The sequence below is a fragment of the Barnesiella sp. An22 genome (assembly GCF_963931395.1).
Classification (GTDB): Bacteria; Bacteroidota; Bacteroidia; order Bacteroidales; family Barnesiellaceae; genus Barnesiella; species Barnesiella merdigallinarum.
Genome location: NZ_OZ007014.1, coordinates 2,221,922 through 2,239,131, shown reverse-complemented (window position 1 = coordinate 2,239,131; position 17,210 = coordinate 2,221,922). Strand labels below are relative to the sequence as shown.

At 43.1% G+C, this 17,210-nt stretch carries 18 protein-coding genes; 12 read left to right on the top strand and 6 right to left on the bottom strand.

The annotated features are described in order from the left end of the window. Positions 1-92: 92 nt before the first annotated feature. The 11 genes from ABGT88_RS09230 to ABGT88_RS09180 all read left to right on the top strand — a co-directional run bounded on the left by ABGT88_RS09230 (position 93) and on the right by ABGT88_RS09180 (position 9,042). Positions 93-1,226: a site-specific integrase gene (locus ABGT88_RS09230; RefSeq protein ID WP_346701689.1), complete on the top strand. Its 1,134-nt coding sequence runs from the start codon at positions 93-95 to the stop codon at positions 1,224-1,226. 2 nt (positions 1,227-1,228) lie between these two features. After that, positions 1,229-2,395 carry a site-specific integrase gene (locus ABGT88_RS09225; RefSeq protein WP_007850091.1) on the top strand — a complete coding sequence of 389 codons (1,167 nt, stop codon included), beginning with the start codon at positions 1,229-1,231 and terminating at the stop codon, positions 2,393-2,395. A gap of 173 nt (positions 2,396-2,568) precedes the next feature. After that, positions 2,569-3,900, top strand: a complete 1,332-nt coding sequence (locus ABGT88_RS09220; protein ID WP_346701686.1) for an AAA family ATPase — start codon at positions 2,569-2,571, stop codon at positions 3,898-3,900. Continuing rightward, positions 3,897-4,529: a hypothetical protein gene (locus ABGT88_RS09215; protein WP_008862562.1), complete on the top strand. Its 633-nt coding sequence runs from the start codon at positions 3,897-3,899 to the stop codon at positions 4,527-4,529. Before ABGT88_RS09220 ends, ABGT88_RS09215 begins: the two co-directional genes overlap by 4 nt. Next, positions 4,526-4,939: a hypothetical protein gene (locus ABGT88_RS09210; protein WP_008862563.1), complete on the top strand. Its 414-nt coding sequence runs from the start codon at positions 4,526-4,528 to the stop codon at positions 4,937-4,939. The genes ABGT88_RS09215 and ABGT88_RS09210 overlap by 4 nt, the downstream gene beginning before the upstream one ends. Positions 4,940-5,173: 234 nt before the next feature. Further along, positions 5,174-5,416, top strand: coding sequence for a helix-turn-helix domain-containing protein (locus ABGT88_RS09205; RefSeq protein ID WP_007850099.1), 243 nt, complete (start codon positions 5,174-5,176; stop codon positions 5,414-5,416). A 28-nt stretch (positions 5,417-5,444) separates the two neighbouring features. Then, a complete protein-coding gene (locus ABGT88_RS09200) occupies positions 5,445-5,918 on the top strand; it encodes a hypothetical protein (protein WP_007850104.1) in 474 nt (157 codons plus the stop codon). 122 nt (positions 5,919-6,040) lie between these two features. Then, the gene (locus tag ABGT88_RS09195) at positions 6,041-6,502 is read left to right on the top strand and encodes a hypothetical protein (RefSeq protein WP_346701683.1); all 462 of its coding nucleotides are present in this window, start codon (positions 6,041-6,043) and stop codon (positions 6,500-6,502) included. A 281-nt stretch (positions 6,503-6,783) separates the two neighbouring features. After that, complete coding sequence (locus ABGT88_RS09190) at positions 6,784-7,233, top strand: plasmid mobilization protein (protein WP_007850111.1); 450 nt, start codon at positions 6,784-6,786, stop codon at positions 7,231-7,233. Next, on the top strand, positions 7,230-8,486 hold the full coding sequence (locus tag ABGT88_RS09185) for a relaxase (protein WP_346701681.1): 1,257 nt from the start codon (positions 7,230-7,232) through the stop codon (positions 8,484-8,486). The genes ABGT88_RS09190 and ABGT88_RS09185 overlap by 4 nt, the downstream gene beginning before the upstream one ends. 22 nt (positions 8,487-8,508) lie before the next feature. Next, positions 8,509-9,042 (top strand): hypothetical protein, encoded by a 534-nt coding sequence (locus tag ABGT88_RS09180; protein ID WP_300105097.1) that lies wholly within the window; start codon positions 8,509-8,511, stop codon positions 9,040-9,042. A 55-nt stretch (positions 9,043-9,097) separates the two neighbouring features. Here ABGT88_RS09180 and ABGT88_RS09175 read toward each other — a convergent pair whose 3' ends face one another. The 6 genes from ABGT88_RS09175 to ABGT88_RS09150 are packed head-to-tail and all read right to left on the bottom strand — an operon-like array spanning position 9,098 to position 16,120. Beyond that, positions 9,098-9,835 (bottom strand): hypothetical protein, encoded by a 738-nt coding sequence (locus ABGT88_RS09175; RefSeq protein WP_289091847.1) that lies wholly within the window; start codon positions 9,833-9,835, stop codon positions 9,098-9,100. Between the two features lie 3 nt (positions 9,836-9,838). Then, positions 9,839-10,831, bottom strand: coding sequence for a PD-(D/E)XK motif protein (locus tag ABGT88_RS09170; RefSeq protein ID WP_300105096.1), 993 nt, complete (start codon positions 10,829-10,831; stop codon positions 9,839-9,841). Further along, positions 10,832-13,027, bottom strand: a complete 2,196-nt coding sequence (locus tag ABGT88_RS09165; protein WP_007850121.1) for a Z1 domain-containing protein — start codon at positions 13,025-13,027, stop codon at positions 10,832-10,834. Then, a complete protein-coding gene (locus ABGT88_RS09160) occupies positions 13,027-14,568 on the bottom strand; it encodes an ATP-binding protein (RefSeq protein ID WP_007850123.1) in 1,542 nt (513 codons plus the stop codon). The genes ABGT88_RS09165 and ABGT88_RS09160 overlap by 1 nt, the downstream gene beginning before the upstream one ends. After that, positions 14,565-15,893 carry a DNA cytosine methyltransferase gene (dcm, locus tag ABGT88_RS09155; protein ID WP_195657685.1) on the bottom strand — a complete coding sequence of 443 codons (1,329 nt, stop codon included), beginning with the start codon at positions 15,891-15,893 and terminating at the stop codon, positions 14,565-14,567. Before dcm ends, ABGT88_RS09160 begins: the two co-directional genes overlap by 4 nt. After that, positions 15,893-16,120: a helix-turn-helix transcriptional regulator gene (locus ABGT88_RS09150; protein ID WP_007850130.1), complete on the bottom strand. Its 228-nt coding sequence runs from the start codon at positions 16,118-16,120 to the stop codon at positions 15,893-15,895. The genes dcm and ABGT88_RS09150 overlap by 1 nt, the downstream gene beginning before the upstream one ends. 248 nt (positions 16,121-16,368) lie before the next feature. On the opposite strand from ABGT88_RS09150, the gene ABGT88_RS09145 reads away from it, so the two are divergent. Then, on the top strand, positions 16,369-17,169 hold the full coding sequence (locus ABGT88_RS09145) for a DUF6043 family protein (RefSeq protein WP_346701674.1): 801 nt from the start codon (positions 16,369-16,371) through the stop codon (positions 17,167-17,169). The last annotated feature ends 41 nt before the right edge of the window (positions 17,170-17,210 follow it).

Here is a 17,210-nt window from a genome sequence, read left to right as displayed (position 1 = left end):
ACCCTTATTTGAATTATTTTTGTTACTTGTTTTGATACTTATATCAAAGCTATTTTCTATCTTTGCATCAGGATATAAATAACTGAAGCATAATGGGTAGAAGAAAGCAGTCAAAAGTAGATAAAAGTCCGTTCAAGTTGCGTAGAAGAAAACTCTCGGACGGTCGTGAATCCATTTTTATAGACCGTACTGTTGACGGCAAGCACGAATACGAGTTCCTTAAACTGTATCTTGTGCCGGAAACATCCGTCAAGGCGAAACGTGAGAACGCGAAGACACTCCGTCAGGCGGAGGAGATTATTCTCGCCAAGACCGAAGACATGGTTGATGACAAGGCGCGGGAGGAAGCGGCCAAAGACAAATCCAAAATGCCGCTGTCCGATTTTATAGACTTGCTGATGGAGGAATACAAGCAACGGGGGCAGCCTTCATATCGGCATTTAAGGGCATCACGTACCAAGTTCGAGAAGTTCTATCCCGGTGCAAGGCTTTGTGACATGGACAAGAAATTCTGTACCGATTATGCCGAGTGGCTGAAATCCGAGCCTCTCACTCCGCAGGGAAAGCCGCTTGCCCAAGCCACAGCCTGTTCCTGTTTCTGGATTCTCGGCATCATCCTGTCTGCGGCATGGCAGAGAGGATATATAAAGAACAATCCCTGGAAGTTGTTGAGTTTCCAAGAAAAGATAGCGAGACCGGAGAGCAAACGTGAGTTTCTGACCCTTGATGAAGTCCGCAAGCTGGAGAATACCCCTTATGTAAAGGAGAATATACGCATGGCATTCCTGTTTGCCTGCTATTGCGGGTTGCGTGTAGATGACGTTACGAATTTGTGCTGGAAAGACATATCGGTCAACGGCGGACGGCACTTTGTATCGGTAGTAATGCAAAAAAACTCCAAACCCATATCGCTTCCGCTTCCTGCCAAAGCATTGTCGTGGCTTCCTGAGCGCAGAGAACCGGAGTCTTCCGTATTCTCGCTTCCGTCACATAGCGTCCTACGGAAGCATTTACAGAAATGGGCGGAACAGGCCGGACTGGGCAAACATCTTCATTTCCACCTGAGCCGCCATACCTATGGCACGATGCTGATAACCGCAGGGGTTGACCTTTATACCGCAAGCAAGATGATGGGACATGCCGATGTACGTCCCACACAAATCTACGCCAAAATCATAGACAAGAAAAAAGAGGAAGCGGTTTCATTGATAGATAAAGCATTTTAGATATGACAGCAAACAAGAAATCAAGCAAACTGAAAGAGCCTGTAAGAGTGCGCACCAAGAAACTTGCTGACGGCTCTGAATCGTACTACCTTGACATCTATGTCAACGGCAAACGGAGTTATGAGTTTCTGAAAATGTACCACTTGCCGGAAGTAAACGCAAGGGTCAGGGAGCAGAACCGCGCCACCCGTGAAGCAGTCGAGGCCATCAAGTCTCAACGTATCATCGAGATTACAAACTCCAAAGCCGGAATCAAGAGCAAATCAGCGTGGCAGAAACTCACGCTGGCGGACTGGCTGGAAAAATTCTATGCCATTCAGGAGCGCAAAGGAATCAAGCGTGTCGAGAAACTGGGAAGCATCATAAAAATCATCAACCAATATGGCAAAAGCACAAGGATGGGTGACATTGACAAGAAATGGGTACTCGGCTTCATTGACTGGATCCAGCACACTTATACAGGCAGGCATGGTAAACCGCTTGAACAGGGAACTGTCGTGTCTTACATTTCCCAACTCTCCATAGCCCTGAACGCCGCAGTCAGGGCAGAGTGGCTGGACGAGAATCCGTTCATGTTGTTGTCCGCTTCGGAGCGGGTCAAGAAGCCGGAGTCGAAACGCCAGTTCCTTACCATTGAGGAAGTGAAACTTCTTATCGCTACGGAATGCCGCAACAAGACTGTCAAGCAAGCCTACCTGTTCTCATGCTACTGCGGGCTGCGCCTGAGCGACATGGAAACTCTTTGCTGGAAAGATATTATTTGCAATGACGGCAGGTATATGATTGCCACCGTGCAGCAGAAGACATCTACGCCCATTTATACGCCGCTCTCGCAAAATGCCGTCAAGTGGCTGCCTGAACGAAAGCCTGATAATAATGATGAAACACTTGTGTTTGCAGAACTGCCATCACGACCCACAACCAACAAGATACTCAAACAATGGGTGGAAAAGGCGGGCATTGACAAGAAAATCACCTACCACACAAGCCGTCATACCTTCGGAACGATGATGATGACCGTTGGAGCCGACCTTTATACCACCTGCAAGCTGATGGGTCATGCCGATGTGCGCACAACGCAGATTTACGCCAAAATTGTCGACAGCAAGAAGATTGAAGCGGTGGATATGGTGGACAGGATGTTTGAGCGGGAAGAAGCCACAGATTAGAACAAGAGAATCTTGGATTCATCTAAAAATGAGATTGCTGTATTATTGTGTAATATAAATTTTGAGATTTATGCGTTGTGTCTAAACAAATTGAGATTAGTGTTATTTTTAACTGAATATATTTTGAGATTCGTGCAGCGCATATTATCTTTGCCATCAATAAAAGTCAATCTATGATATTCAAAAGGAAAATTTACGATGAACTTCTGCGATGGAAGCGGACAGATGAGGGCAGAACAGCCGTGCTGATACAGGGTGCAAGGCGTGTCGGGAAGTCCACCGTTGCTGAAGAATTTGCGACAAACGAATACGACACCCATATATTGGTGGATTTTGCCGCATGTTCCTCCGAAATCCGCGACTTGTTCAATGATGTATCTGACCTTAACCGTATTTTCATGCGGCTGCAACTGGAGTACGGTATAGAATTGAAAGAACGCAAGTCCGCCATAATCTTCGATGAAGTCCAACTTGCGCCTAAAGCAAGGCAGGCAATCAAATATCTTGTAAAAGACGGAAAATATGATTACATAGAAACAGGTTCGCTGATTTCAATCCGCAAGAACGTCAAGGATATTCTTATTCCAAGCGAGGAAGTCAAAGTCCATATGTTTCCGATGGACTATGAAGAGTTCAAGTGGGCGTTGGGAGATACCGCAACGATAAAGTTGCTCCAAAGTTGTTTCCACAACAGGACTTCTTTGGGTGATGCCACGAACCGTAAGTTGATGCGTGATTTCCGCTTGTATATGCTTATCGGCGGTATGCCGCAGGCTGTGGCCTCCTATCTTGACACCAACAATCTTGAAAAGGTAGACAGTGTGAAACGTTCCATCATAACATTGTATGAAGACGATTTCAATAAAATTGATCCGACCGGCAATGCTTCCAAGATGTTCCATCAGATTCCGGCACAGCTGACAAGCAACGCCAACAGGTATCTGGCATGGAGCGCGACAGATGGCAAACGTAATTCCGAACTGGCTGAAATCATTTCAGAAATCAAGGAATCAATGGTGGTCAACATGGCTTATCATGCCAATGATCCGGGTGCGGGGATGGCATTACATCAAGCTCCGGACAAATACAAGATGTTCGTTGGCGACACTGGCTTGTTCGTCACTCTTGCATTTTGGGATAAGAAGTTCACCGACAACACGATTTATCATAAGCTTCTCAGTGACAAACTGAGCGCGGATTTAGGGTATGTCTATGAGAATGTCATCGCCCAGATGTTGAAAGCCACCGGACATGAGTTGTACTATTACACATTTCCCACAGAAAGCGGAAAGCATAACTACGAAGTGGATTTTCTGATAGCCGAAGTCGACAAGGTAAGTCCCATCGAGGTGAAATCATCCGGCTATAAGGCACATGCTTCCTTGGATGCCTTTTGCAGAAAATTCTCGGCACGGATAAAAAACAAATATCTGGTTTATACGAAAGATATGCGTAAGGAAGAAGACATACTGTATCTTCCGGCATATATGACAATGTTTCTATGATTATGAGTGGTACGCTATCAAATATTTCACAACGGTTGCACGAAGTGAACATGCTTCTCTCCACTTGCGAGCAAGGTTCACTTTCTTTTGGCCAAGCCCTATTGTTATCCCTGTTTTACCGGGACTTCAGCGAGACGAACACGGTTGTAGAAGAAGCGGAATCATTGGCGGAAAAGGACGCGGATCAGCTTCTGAAATTTTCATCCTCCCTTTTTTCGGAGAGTGGAACATACCTGTCCCTTGACAGGAAGCCATTGCAGGCTGTGGACTTTGAAACCCTTTTTGAAGAATACCTGAAACCGTTTGAACTCCGCTATGAGGAAGCGAAAGCCGCCGCCACTGAACTCTGGCGCAAATATTCGGCACTGAGCAACCGTCTGGATTTCCTGCCGTTGGATTCGGAGGAATACATGAAGCTGTCCGATGAATGCGATGCCAAGAAAGCGGAGTACGACACGGCTCACGCACAAACCGACCATTTATATAACGAGTGGCAGCAGGAGCGCGACAGGTATTTCTGCGTATATTGTTTCAAGCCGATGTTTCTTGACGTGCTGGTGGAACGCCTGCATGGTATCGCCGGAAGCATCCTGTCTGACATCAACCGGATGAAGGAGGGCAAGCCATGAGCCGTGCAAGTCTGTTGCAGGAAACGGCCTTATGGATGGACACCGTTAACCTTGCCCTGTGCCTGTTCATCTACGAAGTATGCAATGACTGCCAATTTGAGTTTGCATCGGGAAGCGACTTCGTTAATTTCATGAACCTGAAGCCGACCTCACGCCCCGTTACCGTCCGTCCGAAAGAAAACCTGCGTGTCTGCTACATGGTGTTCTCCGTGTCACAGGCCATCAGGCCGCGTGAACGCGGCAGACTTTGGGCGGAAGGGTTCCTGAAGCATTGCGGCATATCCAAGTCCTACTATGACAAACACCGCAGCGATGTCTGCGGCAAAGGGGCGACAGAAGAGAACCGGAATTTCCGTAAAGCCATCGACAAGGCCATCGAAAATGCAAGACGGCTGAATAACACCCCATAGCTGCCCGCCGTTTCCCCATTCGACAAAATATATTTTCATTATACCCATGCGCTATACCGCTCACACACAACGGTATGGCGCATTTCCTTTTTGTACACTTTCCCCATTTGTTCCCCATTGGGCCACTTCGGGTCAAACTTAACTTTGCATCGGAAACAGAAGAAAACTATAGACTGACAAACAGCAGGTTCCGGTTTCCCAATGGTACAAGTAACAATTATAAAACGAATGAATATGGAAAGTGAACGCAATTTAATGACCACCACCGAAGCAGCCCGGTACCTCGGACTGAAACCCAGTTATCTCTACAAGATGATGATGCGCCGTGCAATCCCTTACTATAAGCCGGGAGGAAAACTTTGCTTCTTCGCCAAGGAAGACCTTGACGCTTGGATGAAACGGGTACGGGTGAAGTCGCAGGAGGAAATCGACAGCGAGGCTGCACGCTATCTGGCTGCTCATGAGAAAAACAAATGATTTACCAATCTTTTATAAAACAACCGTTATGGACAATTTTAAAAACATGGAGCCGGGTATCAAGGATACTGCGGCTTTTGATTCCGCGAACAAGGAATCAAAGAAGAAGGAAAGCAGACCCGTTATCAGCGCAAAGGCACAGACCATCTTGGAGTTCTTGCGCAACTGCACCCCTTATGAAGCCGATTCCATCCGTGGAATGGTTGGCTACGGCACGGGAAAAGGTGACATCGGCACGATTGAAGCAACCGATATGCTGGCAGTCAACCGTTTCCTCAATCACGGGCTTACCAAAGAAAATGGTACGAGCAGCGAGGCTGTCATGAAACACCGTCAAGAACGTGCCCAAAAGTTGATGGAGGCGGTCAAGGGATTTGTGGATATAAGCCAGCTTTGCCGCATCAGTGTCGCGCTGATGAAAATCTCTTCCGACTTCAAGGCTGTGGAGGATGCGCGAGGGCACCTGCAATCGCAATCCGTCGCTAATGGAAACCGAAACTGATGTCAAACTGGAACGGGATATCGGATAACACAGGAACGGACAAGTTAAACTTTCACGCATGGGATGTCTGGAAACGGCCATAGGACTTTCCGATATTCCGTTCCCATAACTTTTATCAAACGATGCAAGAAAATACAAAGGACAAGGAAAAATACAATTTCTTGCGCCCGACAGGGATTGAAACATTTGCGTTCATATTCTCCGCAGGTGCATTGCAATGGCTGCACGGAACAACAACCGATGATGACGGCAGGGAAATCGGCAACTTCACTTTGTTTGGCGACCTCTTGGCAAGGATTGCTCTTGCGGACGGCACGTCCAAAGGTTTCCACCGACCGCTTATGCTTTCAGTCGGTCAGGCGCAGTATTCCGAAGAACAGCTTTCAACCCATTGGAACATGGGCAGGAAGCGCATACGCCGCCTGTTGGACGGACTTGAAAGGCTGGAACTCATAGACACCTGCCGTTCAAGGGTAGCGTCAGTTATGACATTTCCATGCCTGTTGCAATGGATGGCAAAGGATGGCAGCGTGGTTTCCAACCCATTCATCCACAAACAAAGGGAAAGGATAGAACCGTTCTGAATGGCTGTAAACGGGCAGACTGGCTGATTTCTCGCTTTCCTGTTGTTCCCTAATCTGGCAAGCCATCCGGTACAAACAAGGCTTACCAATGGCAAACGTGAGGGAGGTATGGCGTGAAGCGTCAGCGTTCAGTTTCGAGATATGCCGAGGTATTACCGCCTTCGGACAGTAAAACCCCGACACTCTCGCAACGGTCTGAAAGCCCGTTGTTCTTGCCGCTCGCAGGCTCGCACCATCCCTTTTGTAAATACCGTTTTACGACTATTTTAGCGACATTAGTTATGGCACATGAAGAAGATACTCCCAAGCAGCAATCCGGGCAGGAGAAGCCTGTTGTAAGGCGTGACAAGGTGGTTGTCACCAAAGTAACCTCCCAAGAACTTTCTATAATAAAAAGTAATGCGGAGCAATGCGGCATGACACGCAGCGACTTCATCCGTGCAAGGTCACTCGGCTACAAGCCAAGACAGCGGCTCTCAGACACGGAACTGGACGGATTGAGGCAGCTTGCAACTTGTAGGACGGACATGGTGAACTTCGCCAACGCCCTGCACGGATTGACCGACAACGAGAAGATAAAACTTTTCCGGCACCAGCCGACCATGCTTGACTGGTACGAGAAAGTGGCGTATGTCACGAACAGTGTCACCGACTTTTTGCAGTCCGCGCAGACGGTCAACAGTTATCCGGCAGGAACAACAAACGAAGAAGCGAAGGAGGAGGGCGCATGATAGCCAAGGCAAAGGCCGTAGCCCACGGCATAAGGGCGATGCTGTATGTGTCGGGAGAATCGAGGAACAAGAAACATCCAGAAAAGATTACCCGTGTATGCGACAACTTCATGCCGCAGGGAATGGACGCGACAGGCATTTTTACGGAAATGAAGTTTGCCACGATGAACCATCCGAATATCAAGAACAACGTCATCCGCATGGAGATAAGCCCGGCGATGGAGCATACCGAGAACTTCACTTTGGACGATTGGCGGCAACTGTGGCAGGACTTCGCCGCCGCTTTCGACATTCAAGAAATCCGCGACAAGGACGGCAAGGTGGTTTCCATGCAGACGAACATATCGGGCAGCAAGTCCTCCATATGGCTGCATGAGGAATCCAACAGCGGAATACCGCATCTTCATGCCATCGTCAGCCGCGTGGACGAGAAAGGGAACATCAACAACGACCACGCCATACACCTACGCGCACAACGGGCGGCGGAAATGATAGCCCGGCAAAGGGGATGGACTACGGCGCAGCACATCCATGAAACCAACATCCCGAAAGTCAGTGCTGACTGCATGGAAGCCTTGCGTGAGCTTGACAAGTGGTCATGGGACGGCTACCAAGAAAGGCTTACCGCCAAAGGCTATGAGCTATATTTGCGCAAGGACAAGGATGTAATACGTGGCTATGTACTTCTCAAAGGTAACACGAAGTTCAAAGCATCGGAACTTGGAAAGGGGCGCAACCTGACCGCATCCCGTATCAAACAGACATGGGAAAAGTTACATTCCGACAAGACGCAACAAGTCCGTCCGGCTACCAAACAACCGGTTGTATCTACACCGAAGCCGTCCGTTCCCAATGGTACGCGACAAAAGCCACAGCCTGTTATACGGCAGAACAATCCGATATTCGAGAACTACACGACCTATAAGCCGAACAGTCAGCCTACGGAGTTTGAGCATGACGGCAAGACCTACAATCGTTATCTCCCGGACAAGGTACTTGACTTCTTCAATGATGAGTTCGACTACCGGGAACTGGCCAACTGGCAAGACTTGCAGAACTTGGCGATGGCTTACTTCACCTTGATAACATCACCCTATGAGGTGACATCGGGCGGCGGTGGCGGCGGTTCACAGTCAGACTTGAAATGGGGACGCGATCCGAAAGAGGACGAGATTGAGTTTGCCCGAAGATGTGCACAAGCCGCTTCAAACAGAATCGGCAGGCATTCCAAAGGCGGAATAAAACGCAAATGACAACCTAAAAAACAGCAATGCAATGAAACAACCAGATACGGCGGCTCTCCGAGAGCGGCTTGCCAATTATACACCCGAAGATGAGTTGGAACAGGACAAACAGGAACTTGAAGGACTGCTTCAGGAAGTCAATTACCAGCTAATCGAGCTTCGCAATCTGCTGAAAGAAGTCAATGCGATCAAAGAAGAATTGCACGGCATACACGGCAGTTTGAAGCATACCGTCCAACGGGAGCGGACAGCTTTTAATGCCTTGGTTGCGGCAAAGGACAGTGCGGACAATATCGTAAACGGCATCAACCGTGCCATTGTCAAGGCGGAACAGCACACCGTCATCCGTGCAGAAATCGGCACCGATGAAATGGAGAAAGTGCATCAATGCACAGTCCAACACATCAAGGCCGAAAAAGAACTGTTGGAGAAGCACAGCGTTAAAATGGCCAAACACCTCCAAAGCAATGAAGGAATTTGGCTCTCTACATATTGGTTTACTTTTTTTGTAATTATACAGTTCATTTTCTGCTTAGCTGTAGGCATATGGGCTTGGTTAAAATGAAAGAACTTCAAAATATGGTAATATATGGAAAGCATAGAAATTGCCATTGTAGTTGCTATAAATTGGAGCATATAGAACTACCATCTGATTCATTTTCAAATTTTACCGTCTTAATAAGATTAGCCCAATCTCTAAACTTCATTTCTGGTAAATTTCCATAATATTGCTGCGTAATTTTTATCGCTTCTAAAGTATGCGGAGTTTCTGTATCAAGAAGTGGTCGTAACTTTTTTAAAAGACCATTATCCGTTATCTTCAGAATCTTGCCATTGCTTGGAATGCCATATCTTGATGTGGAATCGTTTGTTGGTTTCCCGAAAAAGGAATCAATATTACGAAAAAATGACACAATATCTTTCCTTTTAAAAAGAACAGGTGTGTCTCCATTTTTGAGATTCTTCTTTAGAAATTCCCCTGAAACGACCTCTTCTTGAAAGAAACTACGAGAATAAAAAGAAACACTTTTCCTCTCGTTCAAACGTTGTTTCGCAATATGATGATTCCAGCAAACAAGTACATCATTAATTCTATCATAACCTAAAAACACAAACGGGATGATAGAATGTTTTATCTCATCAAAATCTTCCTTTACAGGTAATTGTGCCCTTGTAGTATCTGGTCTTGTTTTGAAATAAGCCGATGATAAATTCTTTACATAAACATAGTAATCTTTTCCTCCAATTTCCATCAAGAAAGGTTGTATCCCTTTTTTGTAAATGAAATCAGGTGCTGTCTCAAGTACATTTAACATAAGTTGCAGCAATGTTTCAGGTAAGACTTTTTCCGTTCTCATATCTTATAGACTTTTTATCAGTTTGCTATTGGGAAAAATTTCAGATGGTACACCAAGTGGAGTGACTTTTGACAAATCACAGTCATAATGAATATCAGAAATTTCTGCTGGTATTGAACTATTGTCAAGAGACGGAATATCCTTGCAATTATATTTTTGATATGTGTCACATGCTAATGCGTAATCAAAACAATACTCGCAGGCTTTTTCGAAATCCGACCCTAGTGTTTTTGAAATCATATCAGCAAGTTGAAAACGAAGTTCTGCATTCTCTAAGTTTGGTTCAATAGCATCCATTAAATCCAAAACCGTTTTTCCAACTCCAGATTGTTGTACACATAATGACGCTATTACAACAATCGAACTTTCATTTGGTGTTAGTTGATTATGCGAGAATCTGTGTACCCTATTAATACGAGAAGTACTTTTCACTTCCAGTTTGTCTGTCCCATCATTAAAGTCAAAAATATCTGAGGTAGTCGTATGCCATGACTTTACAAGGTAGCTTGGGTTAGATGAGTGCTCTATAACGAATAACTCTGCCCATAATCCTTGTATAGTTTTTATCGGAGGTCTCGAAAAACGCCTAAAAAGTTCTACAAGTTTCTGAATTTCATTTAATAAATCCTGTTGGCTTGGGAAATCGCCAAGTTTTTCAAGGACAATACACACGACATCTAAAAAATACTCTATATAATCTATCTGTTTTGATTTTAGCGTGATAACTGTATAATGGTTTTCATTTACAAATTTTGATTCAGTATCTTTTTTAAGCCGACATAATTCATTGAACTGAACAGTGATAAGTTCGAGGTTAATATTGGGTGCATTATCTGTAATTGAACTTCTTATAAAGAACATAGGACGATCATCGATTCCAACACCAAGTTTATGTGTCTTAGAGAATGGCACATTTATCACTGTATAGCAGTTGGCAGATTGAGAATGGCTGCCCATCAGTTTTTTATATTGTTGATATATTGATTTTCTCATCATTTAACCTTCTGTTTCAACATAGTTAATAGCAAAATCTTCTGGATAATAAATCGCTAATGTATATGCTTCTCTGCCAGACCAAATAACAGAGTCACATTTGAGTTTTACTTTGTGAATCTGTATGGTTAATGAATCTTCAAATTTAATCGCAGCATCTCCTGGATATACGGAACTTGATGTCGTTGAACGCCCCGAATGCAAATTTACAAGGCGTTGCGTGTCCTCATTGAATGCACGTAAACGAGCTTCTCTACTTGCATATGCCATATGTATTATATATCCATGTGTCAAAGGTGTATTAGTTTTGGTACTCAAATATTTGACATATCTTAGTGTTGCTTGTTTTCGTGCAGCATCTGGCATATTCTGAAATTTAAACTCTGTCAAGAATTCAATAAATTCCTGAATAGGTACTTTTATGTATGCATGGTTTCTATCTTCTGTTCCGTAATCTTTAAAAAGTTTCCATTCTTGATGGGAAGTAAGAAAACTTTCAACGAACGAAATATTTTCAGGGATAGCCTGAAAAGCATTCATTTTACGCCAACCTGACAACTTCGTAGTTACGGTATCTTTTGAAAGAATATTCTTTCTTGTTGCGTTCAGCCTATTAGATATTAAAAGTAGTCTTTCTACATCTTCAAGACTCTTGTTCTCAAGCAACCAATTACGCATTTCCTCCTCATGTTCAACATATTCTCTATACTCAATGATAACTTCATAAGGCAAGAAAACACGACACGACCAAAGATAATTCTTTTTGTAACCAAAGAAACGGCATCTTTGCTGAATCGTATCTGCAGTAGATTTTCCTACACTATAGCGAGGCATATATGTAACAGCAAGGTGTTCAACCGTAAAGCCACGGTTCAACATATCTGCGCCAACCAATATGTGAGAACAACTCCCAGACCAATCTATTTCCTTGTTTTCTCCTTGTCTTTTATTTCTACTAATTACAAGCTCAATGTTCGTATCAAGAATGATATCATAAACATAATGCCATATTTCTTCAAAAGATGGATATGGTTCATTGTATTTTTCATACAAACGAATAGCTTCTACATAATTTTCATGAAATGAACTTCGGAGTTCCTGATAAGCCGGATCTGATTCTCCATATGCCAACATATTTGCCCAAGCATCTATCAAGTTTTTTATCCATCCATAAAATTTTTGACTTGCATCTTGTTCTCTGTCTGCATGTACCATCATAGACAAGAATGATTCTTTCTGTTTGATATATACAATGATTGCCACGCCCATAATATGAAGTTGCAATGCATTTATCAAAGAGTCCGGACAGTTTGTCAAGTCATTGTGTTTTGAATGGTATACTTGATCCTGCTTTATGGTTATTATCAAGCCTGGCTCATCTACAAAAAAGGTTTTACCACCTGTATATCCTTTCCCTGGTGTTAATACTGTGTGATTTTTAGGTGAAAGCAAATCCATGATACTTATTAGTAGTGGACCTTGAGGTGTTGCCGTGTATTGCACATAGGAGTGATTTTCCAATGCGCTACGGAGTTTCAGAATACTACTGTAAGTCGTTGTATATTCATCATCTTCCCACTCCTCTGATTTGCTGTTTTTATAGGCGTAGCCATTTAAACTGGCTTGGTCTGCTTCATCATCAATGATAAGAACCCCAGATTTAGCAATTGTGTTCTTTAATTGAATATTATTGAACATTGTCGCCAGTTCAGTAATGTACTTGTGATGTTTTAGAACAGTTATCAAAATCGTAGGCTTAGTGCTCATGGAAAGAGCATTGCGAATACGTTGCGAGTCATCTTTTGTAGGATTCTCAAACAACTTATAGTGTTTGGCATTTACACTGCCATTGATTAAATCAGTTCTTAATCGTTTTGTTGTTTGAGAAAGAAGATTATTCTTTGTCCCTGCAAAATATATAATAATCCTATAGCCGTTGTCATGTGCAAGTGCAGACAGTGTCGTAAATGACATCGTTTTACCACTTTGAACATATCCGACCACTAGATTTGTTATAGATTGACTTTCTCGTTTATTAGGATTTGTACACTTGGATAATATATCTATTGTTTCTTTTTGAAGCACGTCAATCCCTTCACTATCTACTTTAGCTTTTAATCTCGATAGCAAGTCAATGGTCATTTCTCCAATAATTGGAGTAAAACCTTCTTTTTTATTTTGTAAAATTTCTATTTCCATTACATCTGTAATATACCTTGGTTAAATAAGATTCTGACATTGGAAGCATATTTCGTTCCTCTGTCTGGTGCCATAATCTCAGCCAGTGTTAATGCCTTAAAAATAGTGACTATTGGCGTATAGTCTTGCCCCTTTTTGAACTGATCAAAGCGAGTAAAGAAAGGATGGGCGAGATTTATTTTACATACTATAGGCGCAGCTTCGGATTCTGTGTTTTCTTCATCGGGATTCATAACAACAGAATATAAAGAATCGGCCTCGGTTTCTGTCACAAGTTCTATTTTTAGGATATAGTTTTTCCCATTATATTGGAATGTTTCACTACAACTATCAAGAGCTTCTGCCTTTATGATCTTTTCTTCATTTTTTTGGATATACTGAGTATTGTTTACATTGCTTTCTACAGCACTAACTTGTCTCGAAAGTTGTTTCGGCTTTGACTTTTTTTCCAAATCTTTTTTTATGGTCTTGGATATCTTTTCATAATGCTCTTTCCCTCTCTGTCTATAGTTGTCAGTTTGACTAAGGAGGCTTGGTTCATCTGCTTTTAGTTCATCTCTAATGCCTTCCATGAGCATATATAAGTCTTCTTCCTCTCTGAAACCATTTTTATTGAAAGAAACTTCAAAACCTTCTAGCTCTAACTCTCCAAAGAGCCTCCTATATCTAAAACTACCAGATTGTCCAAAAAGTACTGAAGGAAAATATCGTTCATCTCCACCTCCAACAATTACTCTACCACGCCGCATTAGTACTAATCCATTTGCTCCATTTTGAATCTTATCTAAAATAGCAATGAATCCTTTTGCTTTATAACCATCTATTTCAAAATCGATTTCTTTTTTCCAGAGGATATTTTCTCCATCTGGTGTCTTGTAAAAAGGTGCTTTTAGTATATTATAATTAGGTGCTTCCAACAGAGTCTCGTTGACAAATATCTCCACTTCGCCACTGCGTAAAAAATTACGGTAAATGCTTGACAGATGCCTCTTGATTTTATCCATCTGCATTGGTTTTGGCGCATTCTCGGATAAGTCTGTTAAAATTATTTCAGTATAATGAGAATCTTTCATTTTGGGCTGCTCTATTACAACAAGTTCCTCTCTTTCTTCTGCAGTGACTTTTCCCAAATCAAATTCTGTGAATCTTTCAACCATCTCTCCAAGAGCTTTTGTACGAACGCTCCACTTGTTCGAAAGCCATACAGAAGCTGTTTTCATTCCCATTCCAAACTCATTTAGCCCTGTGTCATCCAGAGGTATATGTGCAGGTTCAAAGGCCCTCTCATAATTTTGGGCGTCTATTCCTGCAGCATTGTCACAAATAGAAATGCTTCTATTTGTCCAATCTATAGTTATATGTACCTTTAATTTATAGTTACTGCCATCAGTTTCTAATAACTCTTTTTTGTGGTCGATAAAACTTTGGACGGCATTGTCTACATATTCTCCTAGCGTATTTGAGACTGTGTTGTTAAGATTCCTAAATGTATTGTATACATTCGGTTTCAACGCGATGGAAACTCTTTCTATTTGTTTCATGATAAGCGAATCAAGTTTTCTGCAATACGTTTCACGACTTCCACATTTACAGCATTCCCGAAAGCTTTAAAAGCACTGGCAATCGTATCAGGATATTCTTTTAAATCACCCATACACTGGAGTCGTGCACCTTCTTTTCTTGTCATATATCGACCTTGTTCTCCATTGGGAGTGACAATCCAAGGGATAATTGGAATTTGGGTCGTAGTAAGTACAAGTGCTGGAGAATATGTAGGCCGTTTTACTCTTATCCCGGATGGCCGGAATTGCACAATCTTTGTGTATAGATTAGGGTGTTCCTCGGCTCCACAATTCCATTCAAACTTTTGATGACTATTCTCAAAACCTGGCTTTCGAATATCTGCTATCCATTCATCAATCCAAGATTTATTCTCTTGATAAAATTTACGATTCAACCTAATAAACATTTTCTTCCAATCAGGGAACTGTCTTGCTTTTCCTTTGGGTTTACCTTGTGCATAAACAGGTAATTTTAGCAAATAATCATCCTTTGAGTTTCCGGTAATTTCTTCTCCAAATTTACCTTTCTTTCCTCTTAGTTGTTGGTTTTGTTGATAATAAGGTGCCGCACCCTCATAGTTGTATGTGGCACCAAATTCCATTGCCCATATAGGAAATGTTGGAAGTTGACATTTATTCTCATTGAGTAAATCTAAGAACTTCTGCCATGCAGCCATATGATCTTTAGTTATTTGGCGCAAAGACATATAGTCTGAATCGTCAGGAACAAGGATATCATTGATATTGCATTCCGGCCTCTCCGTATGTTCTGGGAAATTAAATCCTACTAATCCTCCTTTTGATTTAAGCCTGCCAACTATGTATATTCTTGTCCTATGCTGTGGAATACCAAAATAATGCGGAGAAATAATGTCATCTTGAATATCATAAAGTTGTGACAACGTACTATAAATCACTTTATATGTATTTTTGTTGTCGTGAGACTTCAAATTTGGTACATTTTCAAGAAACACAAATTCTGGTTTTTTGCATTCCAATATTTCCCATATTTTATAGAAAAGGTTTCCTCTTCTTTTTTGGTCATCAAATCCTTGTTGCTTCCCTGCTTGCGAGAAAGGTTGACAGGGAAAACCAGCGCAAAGGATATCGTGGTCTGGGATATCTTTTGTTATATCTATTTCATTGATGTCGCCACTGCATTTCATGCCAAAATTTCGTTCGTATAAAGACTGAAGTTCTGGTTGAATCTCGCTAGCAAAAACACATTCGCAACCCAATTTCTCTAAGGCTAAATGAAATCCGCCTAATCCGGCGAACAAGTCTATGAATTTTAGTTTTGCCATTATAATTTCCTTTTTACTCCTTGCGTTTGCACTGTATCTCGCAATAAATCTTGAATTGTTACTCCCAAATGTTGTGCTATTTGGATAAGCGTTTCCAAAGGTGGTTGAGATGTATTAGTACACCACTTTGAAACAGTTGAAGGGTTAACACCCAGTTGTTCTGCCAACCATTTGCTTGTGCGTTTTTGCTCTACAAGAACCAACTTTAAACGATTTATATCTCCCATCTTTATAATTTTTGCTCCAAAGATAATGAATATTTATCACTTAAATTCCTGTTGGTAACTTTTTAACATGTTGTAATCGTCATAAAAACGAAATGGATTTGCGAGTGAGTATATAATATTAGTTTGTTATTGTATTGTTACCCAAGATAATACTTATTAGACTATATATTTAATTATAAGATAGTTAAGTTGTATATTTATCTTGGAGGGAAGAGAATGCGGCTCCTCCGTCCTCCTTATGGGGCAGGATGAAATACATTTTCAGACAGAGTCTGAGAAAACGCTTCGTAACCCTGTCCGCCCCTCTCGTGCTGAGCTGGCTGTACTACGGCAAAAGTTTCGAGGCGATGGTTGACATGGTCAGCAGGCAGGCGGGGCACCCCAAGGCTGGGAACGCCGAAAGGATGGGCTGCTCCATTGTCGTCAGGCAGATTATCGAGGTGTCCATAAAGAACGGCTTCCGCACGCAGGAGGACTGGGACGAGCACTTCGCCATGAAAGGTGCCATTGAGAAAGGCAGCATCGGCGAATGGGCTTTGCAGTCCTTAAAGGACGAGATGGGTGGCGGTGATACCGGAGGCAACCCGGCAGCAACGGACTCCGGCAGCGGTACGGTGCCGCAGGCGCAGCGGACGGCCGGAAAGAAGAAAATACAGGAGCGGCCACTTGCGGATTATCTCAAGTGCGGAAACAGGGAGGAAGTCCTGCAATGCATCCGCCGTTTCGTCTCCATAAACACGAGTGCCGTACATCAGGCACTCCCGTTCTATGTGCTGAAAGACCTGCAGCTGGTGGCCGGGATGCACGCCGCGAAGGAATACAGCGTGGGAATGGCATTGCAGTTCACTGACCTTCCCTCCCTGAAAAGCGAGAGCGCCATACGGCAGGCGGTCGGCTTCCTGAAGACGGCAAAGCATATCATCAAGGACGGGAAAGACCAGATGGCTCCTCTTATCGAGAGTGACGAGAACAGGGAACTGTTCCGGTCACTGGTACAGGAAATCAAGGAAATCATCTCCGAAGATGTAACGGACACTGCCGCCGGATAAGACAAAATAAGCCGTATTATATGGTCACACAGACTTAAATT

Coding starts and splice junctions, on each gene's coding strand:
- ABGT88_RS09230 (WP_346701689.1), top strand. CDS start 93: ATGGGTAGAAGAAAGCAGTCAAAAGTAGATAAAAGTCCGTTCAAGTTG.
- ABGT88_RS09225 (WP_007850091.1), top strand. CDS start 1,229: ATGACAGCAAACAAGAAATCAAGCAAACTGAAAGAGCCTGTAAGAGTG.
- ABGT88_RS09220 (WP_346701686.1), top strand. CDS start 2,569: ATGATATTCAAAAGGAAAATTTACGATGAACTTCTGCGATGGAAGCGG.
- ABGT88_RS09215 (WP_008862562.1), top strand. CDS start 3,897: ATGATTATGAGTGGTACGCTATCAAATATTTCACAACGGTTGCACGAA.
- ABGT88_RS09210 (WP_008862563.1), top strand. CDS start 4,526: ATGAGCCGTGCAAGTCTGTTGCAGGAAACGGCCTTATGGATGGACACC.
- ABGT88_RS09205 (WP_007850099.1), top strand. CDS start 5,174: ATGGAAAGTGAACGCAATTTAATGACCACCACCGAAGCAGCCCGGTAC.
- ABGT88_RS09200 (WP_007850104.1), top strand. CDS start 5,445: ATGGACAATTTTAAAAACATGGAGCCGGGTATCAAGGATACTGCGGCT.
- ABGT88_RS09195 (WP_346701683.1), top strand. CDS start 6,041: ATGCAAGAAAATACAAAGGACAAGGAAAAATACAATTTCTTGCGCCCG.
- ABGT88_RS09190 (WP_007850111.1), top strand. CDS start 6,784: ATGGCACATGAAGAAGATACTCCCAAGCAGCAATCCGGGCAGGAGAAG.
- ABGT88_RS09185 (WP_346701681.1), top strand. CDS start 7,230: ATGATAGCCAAGGCAAAGGCCGTAGCCCACGGCATAAGGGCGATGCTG.
- ABGT88_RS09180 (WP_300105097.1), top strand. CDS start 8,509: ATGAAACAACCAGATACGGCGGCTCTCCGAGAGCGGCTTGCCAATTAT.
- ABGT88_RS09175 (WP_289091847.1), bottom strand. CDS start 9,835: ATGAGAACGGAAAAAGTCTTACCTGAAACATTGCTGCAACTTATGTTA.
- ABGT88_RS09170 (WP_300105096.1), bottom strand. CDS start 10,831: ATGATGAGAAAATCAATATATCAACAATATAAAAAACTGATGGGCAGC.
- ABGT88_RS09165 (WP_007850121.1), bottom strand. CDS start 13,027: ATGGAAATAGAAATTTTACAAAATAAAAAAGAAGGTTTTACTCCAATT.
- ABGT88_RS09160 (WP_007850123.1), bottom strand. CDS start 14,568: ATGAAACAAATAGAAAGAGTTTCCATCGCGTTGAAACCGAATGTATAC.
- dcm (WP_195657685.1), bottom strand. CDS start 15,893: ATGGCAAAACTAAAATTCATAGACTTGTTCGCCGGATTAGGCGGATTT.
- ABGT88_RS09150 (WP_007850130.1), bottom strand. CDS start 16,120: ATGGGAGATATAAATCGTTTAAAGTTGGTTCTTGTAGAGCAAAAACGC.
- ABGT88_RS09145 (WP_346701674.1), top strand. CDS start 16,369: ATGAAATACATTTTCAGACAGAGTCTGAGAAAACGCTTCGTAACCCTG.